Here is a 16,824-nt window from a genome sequence, read left to right on the forward strand (position 1 = left end):
AAATTTACGATTATGAAATTTCAAGAAAATTTGCTTCAATATATAAGCCAGTCCTTACTTAAAACAGGAGAAACAATTGCTGTAGCAGAAAGTGTAACATCAGGCTTATTACAGCTTGCATTTTCACAAATGCCAAACGCTTCTCTATTCTATAACGGTGGTATCACCGCCTACACTTTACCACAGAAAGTTATATTTCTGGATGTGGATCAGAAAGAAGCCGAAGAATGTGATTGCGTATCTGAGAATATTGCCAAAACCATGGCCCTGAGTGTCGCAAGATTATTTGATACAGACTGGTCCATTGCAACTACAGGTTATTGTACACCGGTGAGAAGTTCATCCTATAAAATATTTTCATATTTCGCATTTTCATACAAAGGAGAAATTGTTCTGAGTAAAAAGCTTGAACTTCATCCTAAAACTCAGGCATTGGATGCACAGTTATATTATACCGAATTTATTCTAGGATGCTTTAAAAGTGAGCTTAACCAGGTTTTAATATTAAAATAAACTTATGGAACGTAAAAATCAATATGCACTCATTACAGGGGCTACAAGTGGAATAGGCTATGAGCTTGCCAAAATTTTTGCCAAAAACGGATATGACCTGGTTATTGTTTCCAGAAATCATGATCAGCTCAAAATTAAAGCAGAAGAATTTAAAAGCTACGGAGTGAATGTGATCCCTATCTCCAAAAATCTTTTCCTGCAGGATGAAGCTTATTCTTTGTACTCTGAACTCAAAGCCAACGCCATTAGTCCGGAAATTTTGGTTAATGATGCAGGCCAGGGAGTTTATGGTAAATTTCAGGATACTGATATACACAGGGAAATAGACATCATCAACCTCAATATCACATCGGTGGTGATCCTGACTAAACTATTTTTAAAGGATCGCATATCCAAAGGAAGTGGAAAAATACTTAACCTGGCGTCCATTGCAAGCAAATCTCCCGGGCCCTGGCATTCCGTTTACCACGGTACTAAGGCATTTATATTATCATGGTCTGAAGCTATCCGTGAAGAACTGAAGGATACCGGAATTACTGTAACAGCCCTTTTACCGGGACCGACAGATACGGATTTCTTTAATAAAGCAGATATGAACAGGAGCAAGATCATGGAAGATAAAGAAAATTTTTCCTCTCCGGCAGATGTTGCTATGGATGGATTCAATGCTCTGATGAAAGGAGATGATAAGATCATTTCAGGGACAAGAAATAAGTTAAACGTTGCGATGCTTAATGTATCGACGGACAGCATGGCTGCTCAGAGAATGGGTGCCATGCAGGAGCCGGTTTCAGAAAAACACTAAAGATCATGGGAGAATTAAGATTAAACAACAAATCGGTTCTTATCACAGGAGCTGACAGTGGCATTGGAAAAGCGGTCGCCTTGTTGTTTGCAAGGCAGGGAGCTAATATTGCCATCATTTACCATGCTGATGATGAGGATGCAGAAAAAACACAGAATGACATTATGATGATCGGCAGAAGATCAATCCTTTTTAGGGGAGATATCAATGACTATGAATTTTGTGAAAAGACGGCAGCGAAGGTTGCTGAAGAATTCGGAGGCATAGACATCCTCTTGAATAACGCAGGAGTTCAGTTTCCTGCAGAGGATATCGAACAATTGGAGGAAGAAAATATCAGAAAAACATTTGATTCCAACATCATCGGAATGATCCTCCTTACAAAAGTAGTTTTCCCTTATCTGAAAGAAGGGGGAAGTGTTATTAATACAACTTCTGCGGTGGCTTATCAGGGACACGAAGAACTGGTAGACTATTCTGCTACAAAAGGGGCAATTGTATCTTTTACCCGTTCCCTGGCATTACAGTCGAAATCCAAAGGAATCAGGATCAATGCTGTTGCACCGGGACCTGTAGCAACACCTCTTACCAAGGAAACTTTTGGTGAAGAAGAGGAGGATCCCAGCAAACCTCCGTTTGAGAGAAATGCAACTCCCGAAGAGGTTGCCTACAGTTTTTTATTCCTTGCCAGTACAGAATCTGCGCAGATTACGGGGCAGGTTTTACATCCTAACGGAGGACTTATTGTGAATGGATAAATGATATGAATGGAGTTATTATGCAATTTTTCCATTGGTATTATGAAGGAAACCTCTGGAAAGAGTTTTTAGAAAAAGCAGATGATCTAAAAGAAATTGGGATAACTGCCGTATGGTTTCCTCCTGCGACAAAAGGCGGGCTAGGTAAAGAGGGAAGAGGCTATGATGTATATGATTTATATGATTTAGGGGAATTTGATCAGAAGGGGACAGTAGCCACACGATATGGAACAAAAGAAGAATACCTTACCGCAATTCAAAAAGCGCATGATATTGGAATGTCGGTGTATGCGGATATCGTTCTTAACCACAGGATAGGAGGGGATGAAAAAGAAGATATCATCGTACATGAAGTAAACGGAGAAAACAGAAATAAAATGGTAGGAGATTCTTTTTCAGCATCGGCTTTCACGAAATTTACTTTTCCCGGGAGAAATGGAAAATACTCGGATTTCATATGGGATTTTCACTGTTTTAGTGGTATAGATACTATTGTTAAGGACAACAATGAAAAGCAGGGAGTTTTTAAAATCCACAATACGTCGGGGCAGGAATGGAATGACTCTGTCAGTCATCAGTTTGGAAATTACGATTATCTGATGGGTGCTGATGTGGAATACCGGAATCCGGAGGTTGTTACAGAAATGAAAAGATGGATTAAATGGTATGTGGATACGACTAAAGTAGACGGACTTCGTCTTGATGCGTTAAAACATATTTCCTATGATTTTTTAAAAGAATGGATTATCTACATAAAAACGGAGCTTAAGCCTGATATTTTTATTATGGGGGAATTGTGGAAAGATGAGGTAGTAAAAATCAACGACTTTTCTGAATTCATGGAAGACCTTTTATGTTATTTTGATGTTCCGTTGCATTACCATTTTTATAATGCCTCCAATGAAGAGGAGAAATATGATCTGAGAAATATTCTGGATGGCACTCTTTTAAGTCAGAACCCCAGATGCTCAGTTTCATTTGTAGAAAATCATGATACCCAAAAACTTCAGGCGTTGGAATCTGTCGTTAAAGATTGGTTTAAACCGATTGCCTATACATTGATCCTTATGAACGAAAATGCTTATCCATGTATTTTCTATCCGGACCTATACGGTGCTGAATATACTGACTTGTCAGAGGGTAAAGAAATTAAAGTTTCTATGCCTAAAGTTCATCTTTTGCCACTGCTTCTAAAAGCCCGGCAGGAATTTGCCCATGGTGAGCAGATCAACTATTTTGATGATCCGAACTGCATTGCATGGATGAGAAAAGGCGATGAAAAACACAAAGGATGTATCATCATCATTTCTAACAACGGTGAGAGGGCCAAAGAAATTAATCTGGGGAAAGAAAATGCTAATTCCGAATATTTCGATTTTCTTCAACAGAGAAAAGATAAAATAAAATCAGATGAGAACGGAAGGGCCGTTTTTAAAGTAAATGCCCGCTCTGTAAGCATCTGGATTCAAAAATAATATAAACCACCAAATACTTGTATTATGAAAACAACAGCAACGATCCTTTTAGGTATTTTTTGTCTCTTTTCTACGGTTTCATGCAGATGCAATCTTGAAGAAGATGAGCCAAAGGCAAAATATAAAAGTCCGGATGTCGAAAATGACACCATCACTCTTAAAAAGTAGGGTGCATTAATAAGTAATGGAAACAAATCTGATATTTTGGAATAACAACTTAAAACATCTATTATGTTTAGAGACGGCGTACGAAAAAGTATATGGCAGGAAGAAATCAGGAAATTCCCATCCAAAATCCATACTGACCCATTGTATGATGTAGCCATAGTAGGTGGCGGTATTACTGGTATTTCAACAGCAATGCGCCTGCGAAAGGCCGGCAAAAAGTGCATTATCCTGGAAGCCTCCAATATTGGCTTTGGAACAACAGGAGGCACCACTGCTCACCTGAATAATTTCTTTGATACCACCTATGCTGAAGCTATTAAAGATTTTGGATTAGATAATGCTATACTCTTAAAAAATGTAGGAATAGAAGCACTTCATATTATTAAAAACAATATCCATGAGTTTGATATTGATTGCGATTTTGAGATGAAAACCGGCTATCTTTTTGCTCTGGATGAAAAGCAGGAGAAGAAACTCGCTGATATTATAGAAGGCTCTTCAAAAGTAGGACATCGTATTGATTCTATTAACGATATTCCATTTCCCATCCCGTTTAAAGCAGCGGCAATTATTCCTGATCAGGCGCAATTTCATCCGGTTAAATATATAAAAAAACTTACCGAAGCTTTTATCGCCGCCGGTGGTGCGTTTATCGAAAAGTGCCTTTGTGAAAGCCATGAGGAGTTTGACGATATGGTGAGATTGCATACATCGAAAGGCATAATCAACGCCACACATGTAATTTATGCCACTCACATTCCTCCAGGGATTAACCAGCTTCATTTTATGAATGCACCTTATAGAAGTTATGCCATTGCATTTACCTTAAAAGGTGATTCATACCCGAAAGATCTTGGTTATGATCTGGTAGATCCGTATCATTATTACAGGATTCAGGAAATTGATGGAAAAAACCTTCTAATTGCAGGAGGGGAAGACCATAAAACAGGACATTCTGATGATACAGGAGTATGTTTTTCGAGGCTTGAAAATTATGTGCGTCAGTATTTTGACGTGGGGACAGCTCAATACAGTTGGTCCAGTCAGTATTACGAGCCGGTAGATGGCTTACCCTATATCGGAGTATTGCCGGGAAGTAAAGGTCGTATTTATACAGCAACGGGGTTTCGGGGAAATGGGATGATCTTCGGAACCATTACCTCACAGATCTTAAGCGATTTAATTGTAAAAGGATCTAATAAATATGAGCAGCTTTTTTCTCCCGGAAGGATCAAACCGATCGCTGGATTTTCAACTTTTGTACAGGAGCAGGCAACTGTAGTGTTTGATTTTATTAAAGACAAATTACTCACTGAAAAAATAACTTCACTTTCGGAGATTAAAGACGGTGAAGCCAAGGTGATCCGATACGAAGGAGAGTCTTATGCGCTGTACAAAGAGAAAGGAGGGAGTTTACATATGGTAAAGAGTACCTGTCCGCATGCAAAATGTGAAGTAAGATGGAATAGTGCAGAGATCACTTGGGACTGCCCGTGTCACGGATCCCGTTTTAATGTTAATGGTAAGCTTCTTACGGGCCCTGCCGTGAAGGATTTGCAAAGAATAGAATCTTAATTTTAAAACTTACGGTCATGTCAAAAAATAATTTCTTTTACCGGAATAGTCTGAGTATTGTTTTAATTTCTTTAATGCTCATTTGTCTTTTGGGGCAGTTTTTAACTGGCTGGAATACTCAGAATAAAGAATTACTGGAGGAAGGAAATGCTACTCTCAGCCTGAGTGAATATGTATACAGCGGTCATTTCATTCAGGCGACTTTTGAAAACTGGGAAAGTGAGTTCCTCCAGATGATGATCTATGTTTTACTGACGATTTCCCTTAGACAAAAGGGCTCCAGCGAATCCAAATCCCTAGAAGAAAAAGAAGATGTAGACAAAGAACCTGTCCCACATCCAAAAGCACCCTGGCCTGTGAAGAAAGGAGGTATTTGGCTAAAGATGTATAAGCATTCTCTATCCATAGCCTTTGCCATTTTATTTCTTTTAAGCTTCGCACTGCATTTTTACGGTAGTCTCAAAGAGTACAATACGGAGCAGATCTCCAAGGAAAAACCAGTAATTACAGCATTTAATTATATAACAGAATCCCGTTTCTGGTTTGAATCATTTCAGAATTGGCAAAGTGAATTTCTAGCTGTTTTTTCTCTTGTTATTCTATCCATCTGGCTTAGGGAGAAAGGGTCACCAGAATCTAAACCCGTTGACATGGCTCATGACGAAAATCCCTGATTAATCTTAATGCAGCAAGGAAAGTAGAAATGTTTCATCCTTTGAACATCCTCCCAACGGAAATGGACTCAAATTTTAGAAGAACTAAAGTAAGTTAAATGAAAAGTTTTTAAATAGGCATTTTAAAAATCAATAACCATCGAAGCTTTCCTAAACGGGAGAGCTTTGTTGATGTAGTCCGGACAATAGTTCCCCGATAACCTTAATACTTTGCTCCAGCTGTTCCTCTGAAAGAGAACCGTAACTGAGTCTGAATCCATTGATATGTTGATCAAAACCATAATGCTTGGGATGAATTATTTTAATTTTATGATCTAATAACAAATCAGTTACTATATCCCAGTTCAATTCTGCTTTAGGTACAATCCAGAAAGCAAGTCCTCCATCTGGTAAATTAAAATCCGCACAACCCGCCATATGTTGTTTTAAAAGCCGGTATACAAAATCTCTCTTATTCCTGTAATGAATAGTAGCTCTTTTAATATGCTTTCGTACCGCTCCTTCCTTGATCAGCTCCAAAACAGCCTGTTCCATAATCACATCGCCTTGTACATCAATGATCTTCCTCAATTCTCCGATCTTTTCAAGCAATAAAGTGTCCTTGGTTACTAAATAACCAATTCTTAAAGCCGGAGCAACAACTTTACTCATAGTCCCGATATATACATAATTGTCTAGCTCTGCAAAACTTGAAAGGGGAAGGATGGGCCGGTAACCAAAATGAAATTCATTATCGTAATCATCTTCAATTATCGTAATGCTATATTCATTGGAAAGCTCTACTAATTTTAGCCTTCTAGCGAGACTTAAAGTAACGGTTGTAGGATACTGTCTGTGAGGTGTTAAATATATCGCTTTTATCTTTTTGTTCTTTTTCAGAATTTGAATAAGATCTTCCACGATTATACCTTCTTGATCTACGGATACGGGCAAAAGTTGGGCTCCTGTATGCTCAATTGCTTTCCAGGCAGGCTTATATCCTGGATTTTCGACCACTACATAATCTCCGGGATTTAGGAGACTTTTTGCAGTAAGAAACATGGCCATCTGGCTTCCCCGGGTTATGGAAATCTCATGTTCAGTGGTATCCATTCCTCTTTGGTGATTAAGCATCCGGGAAATTGCTCTCCGGAATTCAATGTCGCCGTGAACATCTGTATATCCCATCATCTGCCATCTGGCTTTCCTGTCGAATATCTGACGGTAAGCTCTGGCCAATTCAGTAATAGGAGCTATTTTACTGTCTGGATGCCCATCATCAAAGTCAATGATAAAAGGATCTGCATAAGGGATATGATCATTTATACGGGCTTTGGTATCAACGGGATAAAGTTCAAATGAAGAAGGTAATCTGTCAGAAACAAAAATACCTTTACGCTCTTTAGAGATTGCCCAGTCCTCATTAATTAAAACCTGGTAAGCCTCAACGACTGTATTTCTGTTCACTTCAAGCATTGAGGCCAGAATACGACTGCCCGGAAGTACATCTCCGGCTTTTAATCTTCCGGAACGGATATCTGCTATGATGGTATCTGCAATCTGAAGATATATTGCTTTTGAGCTTTTTTTTATCGATTTTAAATTCTAATTTCCAAGGACGCAACATCTGGACTACCTGTTTTTATAAAAACTGAATCAGTTAACTGGTCCAAATATAAAATAATTTTGTCATGCAATAATGCAAAAAACATTAAATATTTTACATCATGGACAATGAAAAATTCAGTTCAAAAGATTTTCATAAAACTTTTGCAAGACCAGAATTCCAAAAACCCAGTCATCTCATTCATAAAAATGTAGAAAGAGCTGGTGAGCATAATCAGTTTTCAACAGAAAGAAAACATCCTGTTTTCTTTGTGGATCTGCCCAGTAAAAATGTAAGCATGACCATTGGAGGATTATTACCCGGGCAGCAAACCAACAGGCACCGTCATACTTATGAAACCGTTCTGTATGTTATAGAGGGAAAAGGGTGGACGGAAATAGAAGGCGAAAAAGTGGAATGGCAGGCCGGAGATGCTGTATATATTCCATCGTGGGGATGGCACAAGCATCAAAACCTCAGTGATACCGAACCTGCAAAATACATTGCCTGTGAAAATGCTCCGCAATTACAAAACCTGGGAGTAGCATTGAGAGAGGAAGAAGGAAGAGATTTGTAAAATCAAATTACCATTTAAAAGAAGAAATACATGAAAAATGTTCCATTTAAAGGGATCATTGCCTATCCTATAACCCCATTTGATACAAATGAAAAAGTAGATCTCCCTCTTTTCGAAAAGTTAGTCGAAAGACTTGTTGTTTCCGGAAGTAACGGTATTGCACCTTTGGGAAGTACCGGTGTATTGCCGTATTTATCGGATGAAGAAAAAGAGGCCGTTACTGAAGCAACACTAAAGCAGGTAAAGGGAAGGATCCCGACACTGGTGGGTGTTTCTAATTTAACCACTGAAAAAACAATATATCATGCACAATTTGCTGAAAAGGCGGGAGCTGATGCTGTAATGATCATTCCAATGAGTTACTGGAAATTAACAGATGACGAAATCGTTGCTCATTATGATAAAGTAGCCGGTAAAATATCAATACCCATTATGGCGTATAATAATCCGGCAACCGGTGGAGTAGATATGTCCCCGGCCTTACTGAAAAGGTTGTTGGAAATTCCCAATGTCACTATGATTAAAGAAAGCACAGGTGATATCCAAAGAATGCATTACCTGCGAAAAGAGCTTGGAGAGGATGTCGCTTTTTATAACGGATCGAACCCGTTGGCGCTTGCTGCATTTGCGGCTGGTGCAAGAGGATGGTGTACCGCAGCTCCTAATTTAATTCCTGAACTGAATATAGATTTGTACAAGGCCATTGAAAATAACGAATTACGGGAGGCTCAGGATATTTTTTATAAACAGGTGGAATTACTCAGGTTTATTGTTTCCAAAGGACTTCCGAGAGCGATTAAAGCTGGTTTAAATATCCTGGGTGAAGATGGAGGCTGCTTAAGAAGCCCTCTAAAACCCTTGCAGGAAAATGAAATAAAAGAGTTAAAAAATATTATTAATAACCTTAAAAATTAATCAAATGAAAAAATCCGTTTTTTATCATGCGGGATGTCCTGTATGTGTCAGTGCAGAGCACGATATCATTAACCTGATCGGTCAAGACCATATAGAAGTTGTACATCTTGGAGAGGAAAGGGACAGAATTGATGCTGCAGAAAAAGCTGGTGTAAAGTCTGTACCTGCTTTAATTACTCCTAACGGGAATGTACTTCATATTAATTTCGGAGCATCGCTGGAAGATGTGAAAAAATAAAATGAAAACAGGTCAAAACCTGTATTAATAGAGAAGGAAAATACTAAAAAAGCAGACCGAGAAATCGGTCTGCTTTTTTATGATCAAATGCTGGCGTTGCCTTCCACACCATCAGCATTATTGGTCTTGATTCCTGTAACGGCAGAAGCAACAAAGCTTAACAAACTTACCAGTTTTCCAGCCTTAGTGTCCCAATAATAGGTTTCTTTCGGTTCCACTCGGATAATCGTCACATTAGGATCATCTTTACCATCGAACCAGGCCTTTGCCATTGCAGACCATTTTTCCTCAATTGTAGCTCTATCCTTGTATACAGATGCTTCACCGTATACAGAAAGATACTGGGAATCATCATTATTCATAAAGAATAGTTGAACTCTTCGATCTTCTTTGATCTCAAAATTTTTATTGCTGGTTTCACTGCTTATAAACCATAAATTCCCGCTGTCATCCGTTTCCTGCAAAGTCATGGGACGGGAATTAACAGGAACAGTTTCCAGTTCTGTACAAAACATACAAATTCTTGCTTTCGTCGAAAGTTCCTGAATCTTTTTGATTGCCTCCAAATGGACAAGATCTTTTGTTGACATAATATTATATTTTAAGTGATTGGTTAAGAAAATTGAATAAAATGATAATTCATTTCAGGTATTACACTTCAAAAATCTAACCATAAATGCCAATACGAAATATTTAGTCTATTAAAAACTTGTATTTGTGGTATATTTTTTCCCCTTCTTCTAAAATAAATTTTCCTCTGGTCTTGGATAATACAAAGAAAATGAAAGGACTTTTGATAAGCAGAAATAATATTTTGTTACTTTTATACATTCAATAAACAGTTAAAACGATACATTTTCTGAAATACAACAAACCTGATGGAGAACTATGCAGTCATTTTAGTAATTATGGCCCTGATGATCGGGGTGTCCGGTTTAGCGGGTAAATTTAAGGTTCCCGTCCCCATGCTGCTTTTAATTGCCGGGGTGATGATCGGGTTTGTTCCTGCTATGCCAGAGGTTGAGATCAATCCGGAGATCATTATGTTGCTTTTCTTACCTCCTTTATTGTATGATGCAGCATTTAATATCTCATTTCAGCAGTTTAAAACCAATCTCAATACAATAGGTACCCTGGCTATAGGACTTGTTTTTATGACTACTGCAGGTATTGCTGTGCTGGCTTATTATCTAATTCCCGGAATGACGTGGCCATTGGCTTTTGTCTTAGGCGCTATTCTATCTGCAACCGACGCTGTGGCAGCTTTAGGCGTAACAAAAGGATTAGGTCTCTCCCATAAAACAATGACTATACTTGAAGGAGAAAGTTTAATCAATGATGCCTCTGCGTTGGTAGCATATCGTTTTGCCGTAGCTGCCGTAACGGGAGTAGCTTTTGTAACCTGGAAAGCGTCCATTGAATTTTTATGTGTACTGGGAGGTGGATTTCTTATTGGCTGGATTATTTTTATAGCATTAAGATTCGCTATTGCCTTCTTCCGTAAAGATGCCATGGTTGTAAACAGTCTGATCCTTTTGATGCCGTTTGTAACTTATCTTATTGCTGAACATTTCAAAGTTTCCGGGGTAATTGCTGTTGTTATGTTAGGTTTGGGAATGTCTAAACTGAGCAGGATTAAATTTCCTGATCATGTAAAGGAACAATCCCGTAATTTCTGGGATATCATTATTTTTTTACTCAATGGATTGATCTTTTTATTGATTGGACTGGAATTCCCTGTTATTTTGAAGAAAATGCCTCAAATCCAGGTATGGACCTATGCGGGTTATGCTGCTATTATTGTGATTGTAACCTTACTGATCAGAATGGCCAGGGTATATCTGCAGCAATTTAACCTTCAAAAGGCATTTCAGGGTAAAAGAAAAATCAGCGAAGAAGCTTTGTTCGACTCCAAAACGAGCTTTATTCTTAGCTGGTCGGGAATGCGCGGAATTGTTTCTTTAGCCATTGCATTAGGTCTTCCAACAACGATTAATGGAGGAGAACCGTTTCCGATGCGTAATGAAATTATCTTTTTATCTGTCGTTGTGGTTTTGATCTCCTTATTAGGACAAGGTTTAACGTTACCGTGGATCGTTAAAAAGTTTAAATTATAAATGGTATAAGCATATTCAAATAAAGGCTTTAATTGCTTGTTTTCATCACTCAAACTCTTGCAACACACTATGTAGATTGGATACCCCGTTTCCGGGATGGCATATTTTATTAGTTATTTTTACCTAATTTTGGATCATGCAGGTTTCTCCTTCCAGTCAATTATCCGGTTTTATCAAACATTACATCTTTTTAAAAAACACTGAAAAAGATCATAAAGACTTGCGTTTATTTGCTGACGGGAATACAGGGCTTATCCTATCACCCGATATGAATATGTCCGATGGTTCAATGCAAAGCCTGCCCTCATCTTTTTTTTTATGGTCAGCCAACTGTCTACAAAGATCTTTATACAAAAGGGGAGTTTTCTTTATTGGCAGTCGTTTTTCAGCCCTATTTTTTCAATCTTCTTTTTGGTGTGCCTGCTAAAGAAACTAAAAATGAAATCATTTCTGCAACTGATATTTTAAAAAATCAGCTGCTTCCATTCCAGGAAAGTCTTTATAAAAAAGATGATCCGCAATTGATAATCAATGCTTTGGATCTCTTCTTTTTAAAACTGATTTCCAAAAAAAAATATGTCTGAGCTTTGGCTGATAAAAGCCCAGCAATATCTTTTACAAAATAAAGGAACGGTATCTTTAAAAAAGCTCGAACGCTTTACGGGATATTCCGAAAGGCATATCGAAAGGACATTTGAAAACCATATTGGGATATCTCCTAAGAGGTACAATACCATCATACGGCTTCATCACTTTTTGAGTCTTATGAAGAATACCACTGAAAACACCACCATGACAAGTCTTTCTTATGAAGCAGGGTATACTGATCAGTCACATCTGATCAAAGATTTTAAAAACATCATTGGCCTGACTCCCGGACAATATCTTACAACGAAGAATAAATTAGCTGTTAATTTTATAGAGCTTCATTGAACCCAATTTAAAGCACAATAAATAAAAAACAGTAACAATTCATTTTCTACTCGCTGGATATAATGAACGTGTTTTTTTTTAACTATTAATTTTATTTTAAGATAAAAACGCCACAGAGAAAATGGCGGATTTTTACAATTCCGGAATACTTCAAGCTTATAGCTTTGCTGAAAAAAAAATATGACCAATCTAAAAATTTCAAGCGCGCAATTCGAAAACAAAAGTGGAGATAAAGAATACAATCTTTCAGTCATAGAAAAGCTAAGCGAGAAAGCTGCCCATAAAGGTTCACACGTTATTGCCTTTCACGAATGTTCAATCACAGGATATACATTTGCCCGAAAACTAAACAGGGAACAAATGCTCGATATTGCCGAATTCATTCCGAAAGGCAAAAGTATACAGAAACTAAAGGAAATCGCTGGGAAATTTAACATTACCATATTAGCCGGTCTTTTTGAAAAAGATGAGCATGATAACCTGTTCAAGGCCTACGTTTGTGTCGATAAGAACGGATTGGTAGCGAAATACAGGAAACTGCATCCTTTCATCAATCCCCATCTTAGTCCGGGACAGGAATACTGTATTTTTAATATTCATGGATGGAAATGCGGAATTTTGATCTGCTATGATAATAATATTATTGAAAACGTCCGGGCTACCAGACTTTTAGGAGCAGATATTATTTTTATGCCTCATGTTACCATGTGTACACCCTCCTCAAGACCGGGAGCCGGTTTTGTAGATGCTCAACTGTGGAAAAACCGGGAAGCCGATCCCACTTCATTACGCCTTGAGTTTGATGGAATGAAAGGACGCGACTGGCTTATGAAATGGCTGCCCGCACGAGCTTATGACAATGGTATTTATGTTATTTTCTCCAATCCCATAGGAATGGATGATGACCAGCTGAAAAATGGCTGCTCCATGATCATTGATCCTTTTGGAGATGTTCTGGCAGAATGTCGCTCATTTGAAGATAGCTTTGCAACTGCTTTGATTACTTCTGAAAAACTCTTCCAGTCAGGAGGACACCGGTATATTAAAGCGAGACGGCCAGATCTGTACCGGGATATCATTGGACGTGAGCATCAGCCTGAACAGAAAGTAATCTGGTTACATCCTGAAAATGATTAAAATCTACGAATTTGCACAGTTGTATTATTGCCGGAATATGCGGGACTCACTGAATAAGAATTATGATTTCCTTAAATATTGCTGATCAATGGATAAAATTAGCAAAGGAATAGTAAATTTGTCATACGAATCCATTTTATGAAAGAAAATCCCGGACAAGCTTCAGTAGAGCCATTAATTGATTATTTTAACCAACGCATTCCTTTAAATGCGGAGGAACGCCTACTTGTAACTGAACTTTTCAAGCCCAGATTATACAGGAAAAAGCAATATGTTCTTCAGGCAGGAGATCATTGTACTCATTTTAATTTTGTGGTCCGGGGATGCCTCAGGATGTATAAGGTAGACGAAAAAGGCCATACTCATATTATCCAATTTGCTGCAGAAAACTGGTGGATCAATGATATTGGAAGTTTTCATAAGAAACAGCCTTCAGAACTTAATATTGATGCCTTGGAGGATACCATGCTTTTGCAGATCACCCGGGAGGATTTAGTTACTTTGTATACAAATGCTCCCAAATTTGACAGAATCTTCAGGGTTTTGCTGGAAAACAGTTTTATCACATTACAAAACAGATTGTTGCAAAGCATAAGTTCTACAGCAGAAGAACGGTATCTTTTCTTTATGCACACGTATTCCCATTTGTCTAATCGTCTGTCACAAACACAGATTGCATCTTTTTTAGGGATTACACCTGAATTTCTCAGCAGACTCAGAAACAGACTGGTAAAATCAAAATCTTAAACCAGATCAATCGTATTTCTTGATGCAGTTCATTGGAAACAGACCATTTTTCGATGGATATTTGTCTTATCAATTTAAAAAGAAATCATCATGACAACATCATCAAAAGTAGCCGTAATCGGCTTGGGAAATATCGGTCAGGCAGTAGCAGGAAATCTTTCAAAGTCCAATACCTCATTTATTGCTGCAGATCGTAATTTAGAAAAAGCAAAGGAACTTTCTGAAAAATGGAATGCTGAACCAAGTGATATTCCAGGTGCTGTAAAAAATGCAGATATTCTAGTCCTTGCTATTCCTTTTGGGACCATCAGTGGATTTATGAAAGACTATTCCGCAGATCTGGAGGGTAAAATCATCGTTGATCCGTCCAATCCGATTGCTCCAGCAGAAAGTGGAGGATTCAAGAAAGTTATCGGAGAAAATGAATCAGCAGGAGAAATCAATGCATCTTATCTTCCTCATGGTGCAAAATTAGTTAAAGCACTGGGAACCTTAGGTGCCGAAACGTTGTCCAACGCAGCATATCAATCTCCAGAAAAAGCAGTCTTATTCTATGCTACAGACGATACCAGTATCGATCCTCAGGTAGAAAAGCTAATTCATGATACCGGCTATAATGCATTAAGAGTAGGAGGGATCGATCAATCGATCAGGATAGAAGTATTTGGCGACCTTCATGAATTCGGTGCTTTGGGAAAACTGGTTACCTTATCTGAGGCAAAGCAGAAAGTATAAAAATTTTAAAATATTAAATCGAAAAGATCTTTTTGGACCTTTTCGATTTTTTTTAATCCGGTTTCAAGGTCTTCTCCAAGTCACTCCACGCTCCACCATTATAAACTTTTAGAAATCCCCTTTCTTTTAAAATACTTTCAGCTTTTGCACTTCTGAGCCCATGCGAGCATACGGTGATATACGTTTTATTGGGATCTAATTCGATATACCTTTCCCTTATTGTTCCTAAAGAAATATTGACGGAACCATTAATATGGCCGGTTTCATATTCTTTCTCCGTCCGTACATCCAGGATAACGGCTCCGTTTTTAATAAGTTGGGGCAAACCATTGTCCAGAGTCTGGTATCTGTAGACCCGGTAGATGACATAAATCCCAAGCAAAATTCCCCAGAAAATAAGAAGGTTCTTCATAGCTTGCTTAGTATTTTTTTATCAATATAAAAGGTTCCGAAAGGAATAAAGCAAGCTATTAAGACTTTCCATGTTGTCTCTTTAAATTTCCAGTGTTGCTCAACTCCCACACTCAGGGTATTAAAAAGGAAAAGCAGAAACAGAGAACCGTGAATCGGTCCCATGATTTTTACTAGAGAAGGATTTTCCATTCCATACTTCATAGGAACAGCAATGCACACGAGGGTTAATAACGAGATCCCTTCAAGAATAGCAAGGATCCGCAGGCGTCCGATTTTGGTTTTAAGTAAATCTGTCATAATTATCTGAAATAAGGTCTGTTTGCAAGAGGGGAGAAAGGCCACGGGATCGCGATAAGAATGATAAGCAATCCGACGCCAAACCATAAGAATATAGTCCTAAACTTATCCTTGTCGGTTTCTTTACGTTTTGCCAGGGCAGAGCCAATCGTAATCATAACAATAGAAATCAGCATTAGGGAAATGTGGATCAGTCCAAAAAATAACAGGTCACCGGTATCTTTAGCTACCTTGAAATTCTTCCAGAAGTAGGAGACAATAGGACTTTTGGAGTATAGTATAATTCCCAGAACAAGCTGGATATGGGCAATCGTTGCTGTCCAGTGTCTCACGGAATCATCAGTTTTAGAGAATTTGCTGTTTGAACGGTATCCTTTATAAGCTCTGAATATTGCATATATAAGGCTTATTAAAACCAACCACCGGAAGATGGAATGCAGAAAAGTAAGCGTCTGGTACATGTGTAGTTTTTAATACGCAGACAAAGATATAATAAAAACATACTAATTAGTATGTTTTTAAGTAAAAAAATTATTGAAAGCCTTGTAAATAAACCTTAAGTTGCTTTAAATAAGCAAGATAAACTGATTTGTTGTTTTCTAATTTTCCTAAATTACGGATTCCCCAATAGCCAGACATTACATAGACTGCAATTCCTTTAGCATCTGCTTTTTCACTAACCGTTCCATTTTCTTTGCCTTTCTCAATTGCCTGGATCATTGCTTCCTCCCATTGGCCCGACAAACTGTTCAGTGCTTTTGTGAATTCTATATTCCATGGAGCCATTTCTTGTGTGAAATTCGAAGCAGGGCAACCGTATTCTACTTTTAAAAATTCATTATCCATCAGAAGGGAATACATCAATTGATATACAGTATCCAATGGATCATCCGTATTTTTAAAGGGAGCAATAAAAGTATCCTGAAAGGTAGTTTTCATCAATTCATTGATGATGGCCAGCCCCATTTCATCTTTTGTTTTGAAATGATAATAGAAAGCTCCCTTTGTAACCTGGGTGGTTGCTATGATCTCGTCTACGCTTGTTGTCTGATATCCATTGGAATAAATCAGTTCAAATGCTTTCTGGAGAATGTTTAGTCGGGTGGCTTCAGATTTTTTCATTAGATACTAACCGGTATTTTTCTACAAATAAACAATATT

General features: G+C 38.0%; 20 protein-coding genes and 2 pseudogenes. 16 read left to right on the forward strand and 6 right to left on the reverse strand.

The features are described 5' to 3' along the window. The first annotated feature begins 12 nt into the window (after positions 1 to 12). From ACJ5H0_RS02385 to ACJ5H0_RS02415, 7 genes are all read left to right on the forward strand, one after another. On the forward strand, positions 13 to 513 hold the full coding sequence (locus ACJ5H0_RS02385) for a CinA family protein (protein WP_273647951.1): 501 nt from the start codon (positions 13 to 15) through the stop codon (positions 511 to 513). 4 nt (positions 514 to 517) lie between these two features. Continuing rightward, entirely contained in the window at positions 518 to 1,318 is an 801-nt protein-coding gene (locus ACJ5H0_RS02390) for an SDR family NAD(P)-dependent oxidoreductase (protein ID WP_411246968.1), read from the forward strand. 5 nt (positions 1,319 to 1,323) lie between these two features. Continuing rightward, a complete protein-coding gene (locus ACJ5H0_RS02395; RefSeq protein ID WP_411246969.1) occupies positions 1,324 to 2,076 on the forward strand; it encodes an SDR family oxidoreductase in 753 nt (250 codons plus the stop codon). A 5-nt stretch (positions 2,077 to 2,081) separates the two neighbouring features. Beyond that, positions 2,082 to 3,551, forward strand: coding sequence for an alpha-amylase (locus ACJ5H0_RS02400; protein ID WP_411246970.1), 1,470 nt, complete (start codon positions 2,082 to 2,084; stop codon positions 3,549 to 3,551). Between the two features lie 24 nt (positions 3,552 to 3,575). Further along, on the forward strand, positions 3,576 to 3,719 hold the full coding sequence (locus ACJ5H0_RS02405; protein ID WP_306612248.1) for a hypothetical protein: 144 nt from the start codon (positions 3,576 to 3,578) through the stop codon (positions 3,717 to 3,719). 63 nt (positions 3,720 to 3,782) lie between these two features. Then, entirely contained in the window at positions 3,783 to 5,294 is a 1,512-nt protein-coding gene (locus ACJ5H0_RS02410) for an FAD-dependent oxidoreductase (RefSeq protein ID WP_411246971.1), read from the forward strand. A gap of 17 nt (positions 5,295 to 5,311) precedes the next feature. After that, positions 5,312 to 5,968 (forward strand): DUF6766 family protein, encoded by a 657-nt coding sequence (locus ACJ5H0_RS02415; protein WP_411246972.1) that lies wholly within the window; start codon positions 5,312 to 5,314, stop codon positions 5,966 to 5,968. A gap of 150 nt (positions 5,969 to 6,118) precedes the next feature. Here ACJ5H0_RS02415 and pdxR read toward each other — a convergent pair. Beyond that, positions 6,119 to 7,574: pseudogene (gene pdxR / locus ACJ5H0_RS02420) on the reverse strand (MocR-like pyridoxine biosynthesis transcription factor PdxR). A gap of 100 nt (positions 7,575 to 7,674) precedes the next feature. On the opposite strand from pdxR, the gene ACJ5H0_RS02425 reads away from it, so the two are divergent. The 3 genes from ACJ5H0_RS02425 to ACJ5H0_RS02435 are packed head-to-tail and all read left to right on the forward strand — an operon-like array spanning position 7,675 to position 9,283. After that, positions 7,675 to 8,130, forward strand: coding sequence for a cupin domain-containing protein (locus tag ACJ5H0_RS02425; protein WP_273647963.1), 456 nt, complete (start codon positions 7,675 to 7,677; stop codon positions 8,128 to 8,130). Between the two features lie 30 nt (positions 8,131 to 8,160). Further along, positions 8,161 to 9,045, forward strand: a complete 885-nt coding sequence (locus tag ACJ5H0_RS02430) for a dihydrodipicolinate synthase family protein (RefSeq protein ID WP_411246973.1) — start codon at positions 8,161 to 8,163, stop codon at positions 9,043 to 9,045. 4 nt (positions 9,046 to 9,049) lie between these two features. Beyond that, positions 9,050 to 9,283: a thioredoxin domain-containing protein gene (locus ACJ5H0_RS02435; RefSeq protein ID WP_306612258.1), complete on the forward strand. Its 234-nt coding sequence runs from the start codon at positions 9,050 to 9,052 to the stop codon at positions 9,281 to 9,283. 83 nt (positions 9,284 to 9,366) lie between these two features. On the opposite strand, the gene ACJ5H0_RS02440 is transcribed toward ACJ5H0_RS02435, so the two are convergent. Next, a complete protein-coding gene (locus ACJ5H0_RS02440; protein ID WP_411246974.1) occupies positions 9,367 to 9,873 on the reverse strand; it encodes a pyridoxamine 5'-phosphate oxidase family protein in 507 nt (168 codons plus the stop codon). Positions 9,874 to 10,161: 288 nt separating this feature from the next. Between ACJ5H0_RS02440 and ACJ5H0_RS02445 the strand changes: the two genes are divergently transcribed. The 6 genes and pseudogenes from ACJ5H0_RS02445 (at position 10,162) to ACJ5H0_RS02470 (ending at position 14,952) form a co-directional block, all read left to right on the forward strand. Next, complete coding sequence (locus ACJ5H0_RS02445; protein ID WP_172282861.1) at positions 10,162 to 11,400, forward strand: Na+/H+ antiporter; 1,239 nt, start codon at positions 10,162 to 10,164, stop codon at positions 11,398 to 11,400. Positions 11,401 to 11,536: 136 nt separating this feature from the next. Beyond that, a pseudogene (locus ACJ5H0_RS02450) lies at positions 11,537 to 11,984 on the forward strand (DUF6597 domain-containing transcriptional factor). Continuing rightward, positions 11,977 to 12,333 carry a helix-turn-helix domain-containing protein gene (locus tag ACJ5H0_RS02455; RefSeq protein ID WP_411246975.1) on the forward strand — a complete coding sequence of 119 codons (357 nt, stop codon included), beginning with the start codon at positions 11,977 to 11,979 and terminating at the stop codon, positions 12,331 to 12,333. Before ACJ5H0_RS02450 ends, ACJ5H0_RS02455 begins: the two are co-directional and overlap by 8 nt. A gap of 180 nt (positions 12,334 to 12,513) precedes the next feature. Next, a complete protein-coding gene (locus ACJ5H0_RS02460) occupies positions 12,514 to 13,470 on the forward strand; it encodes a nitrilase family protein (protein WP_411246976.1) in 957 nt (318 codons plus the stop codon). 138 nt (positions 13,471 to 13,608) lie between these two features. Further along, positions 13,609 to 14,217, forward strand: coding sequence for a Crp/Fnr family transcriptional regulator (locus tag ACJ5H0_RS02465; RefSeq protein ID WP_273647968.1), 609 nt, complete (start codon positions 13,609 to 13,611; stop codon positions 14,215 to 14,217). Between the two features lie 90 nt (positions 14,218 to 14,307). Next, complete coding sequence (locus ACJ5H0_RS02470; RefSeq protein ID WP_411246977.1) at positions 14,308 to 14,952, forward strand: NADPH-dependent F420 reductase; 645 nt, start codon at positions 14,308 to 14,310, stop codon at positions 14,950 to 14,952. A 52-nt stretch (positions 14,953 to 15,004) separates the two neighbouring features. Here ACJ5H0_RS02470 and ACJ5H0_RS02475 read toward each other — a convergent pair whose 3' ends face one another. The 4 genes from ACJ5H0_RS02475 to ACJ5H0_RS02490 form a co-directional block, all read right to left on the reverse strand. Then, on the reverse strand, positions 15,005 to 15,364 hold the full coding sequence (locus tag ACJ5H0_RS02475; RefSeq protein ID WP_411246978.1) for a rhodanese-like domain-containing protein: 360 nt from the start codon (positions 15,362 to 15,364) through the stop codon (positions 15,005 to 15,007). Next, the gene (locus tag ACJ5H0_RS02480; RefSeq protein WP_411246979.1) at positions 15,361 to 15,663 is read right to left on the reverse strand and encodes a DUF3817 domain-containing protein; all 303 of its coding nucleotides are present in this window, start codon (positions 15,661 to 15,663) and stop codon (positions 15,361 to 15,363) included. The genes ACJ5H0_RS02475 and ACJ5H0_RS02480 overlap by 4 nt, the downstream gene beginning before the upstream one ends. 2 nt (positions 15,664 to 15,665) lie before the next feature. Beyond that, positions 15,666 to 16,124, reverse strand: a complete 459-nt coding sequence (locus ACJ5H0_RS02485) for a hypothetical protein (protein ID WP_273647971.1) — start codon at positions 16,122 to 16,124, stop codon at positions 15,666 to 15,668. 70 nt (positions 16,125 to 16,194) lie between these two features. Further along, entirely contained in the window at positions 16,195 to 16,785 is a 591-nt protein-coding gene (locus ACJ5H0_RS02490; RefSeq protein WP_411246980.1) for a TetR/AcrR family transcriptional regulator, read from the reverse strand. Positions 16,786 to 16,824: the final 39 nt, after the last annotated feature.

It is taken from the genome of Chryseobacterium proteolyticum (assembly GCF_046591535.1).
Classification (GTDB): Bacteria; Bacteroidota; Bacteroidia; order Flavobacteriales; family Weeksellaceae; genus Chryseobacterium; species Chryseobacterium proteolyticum.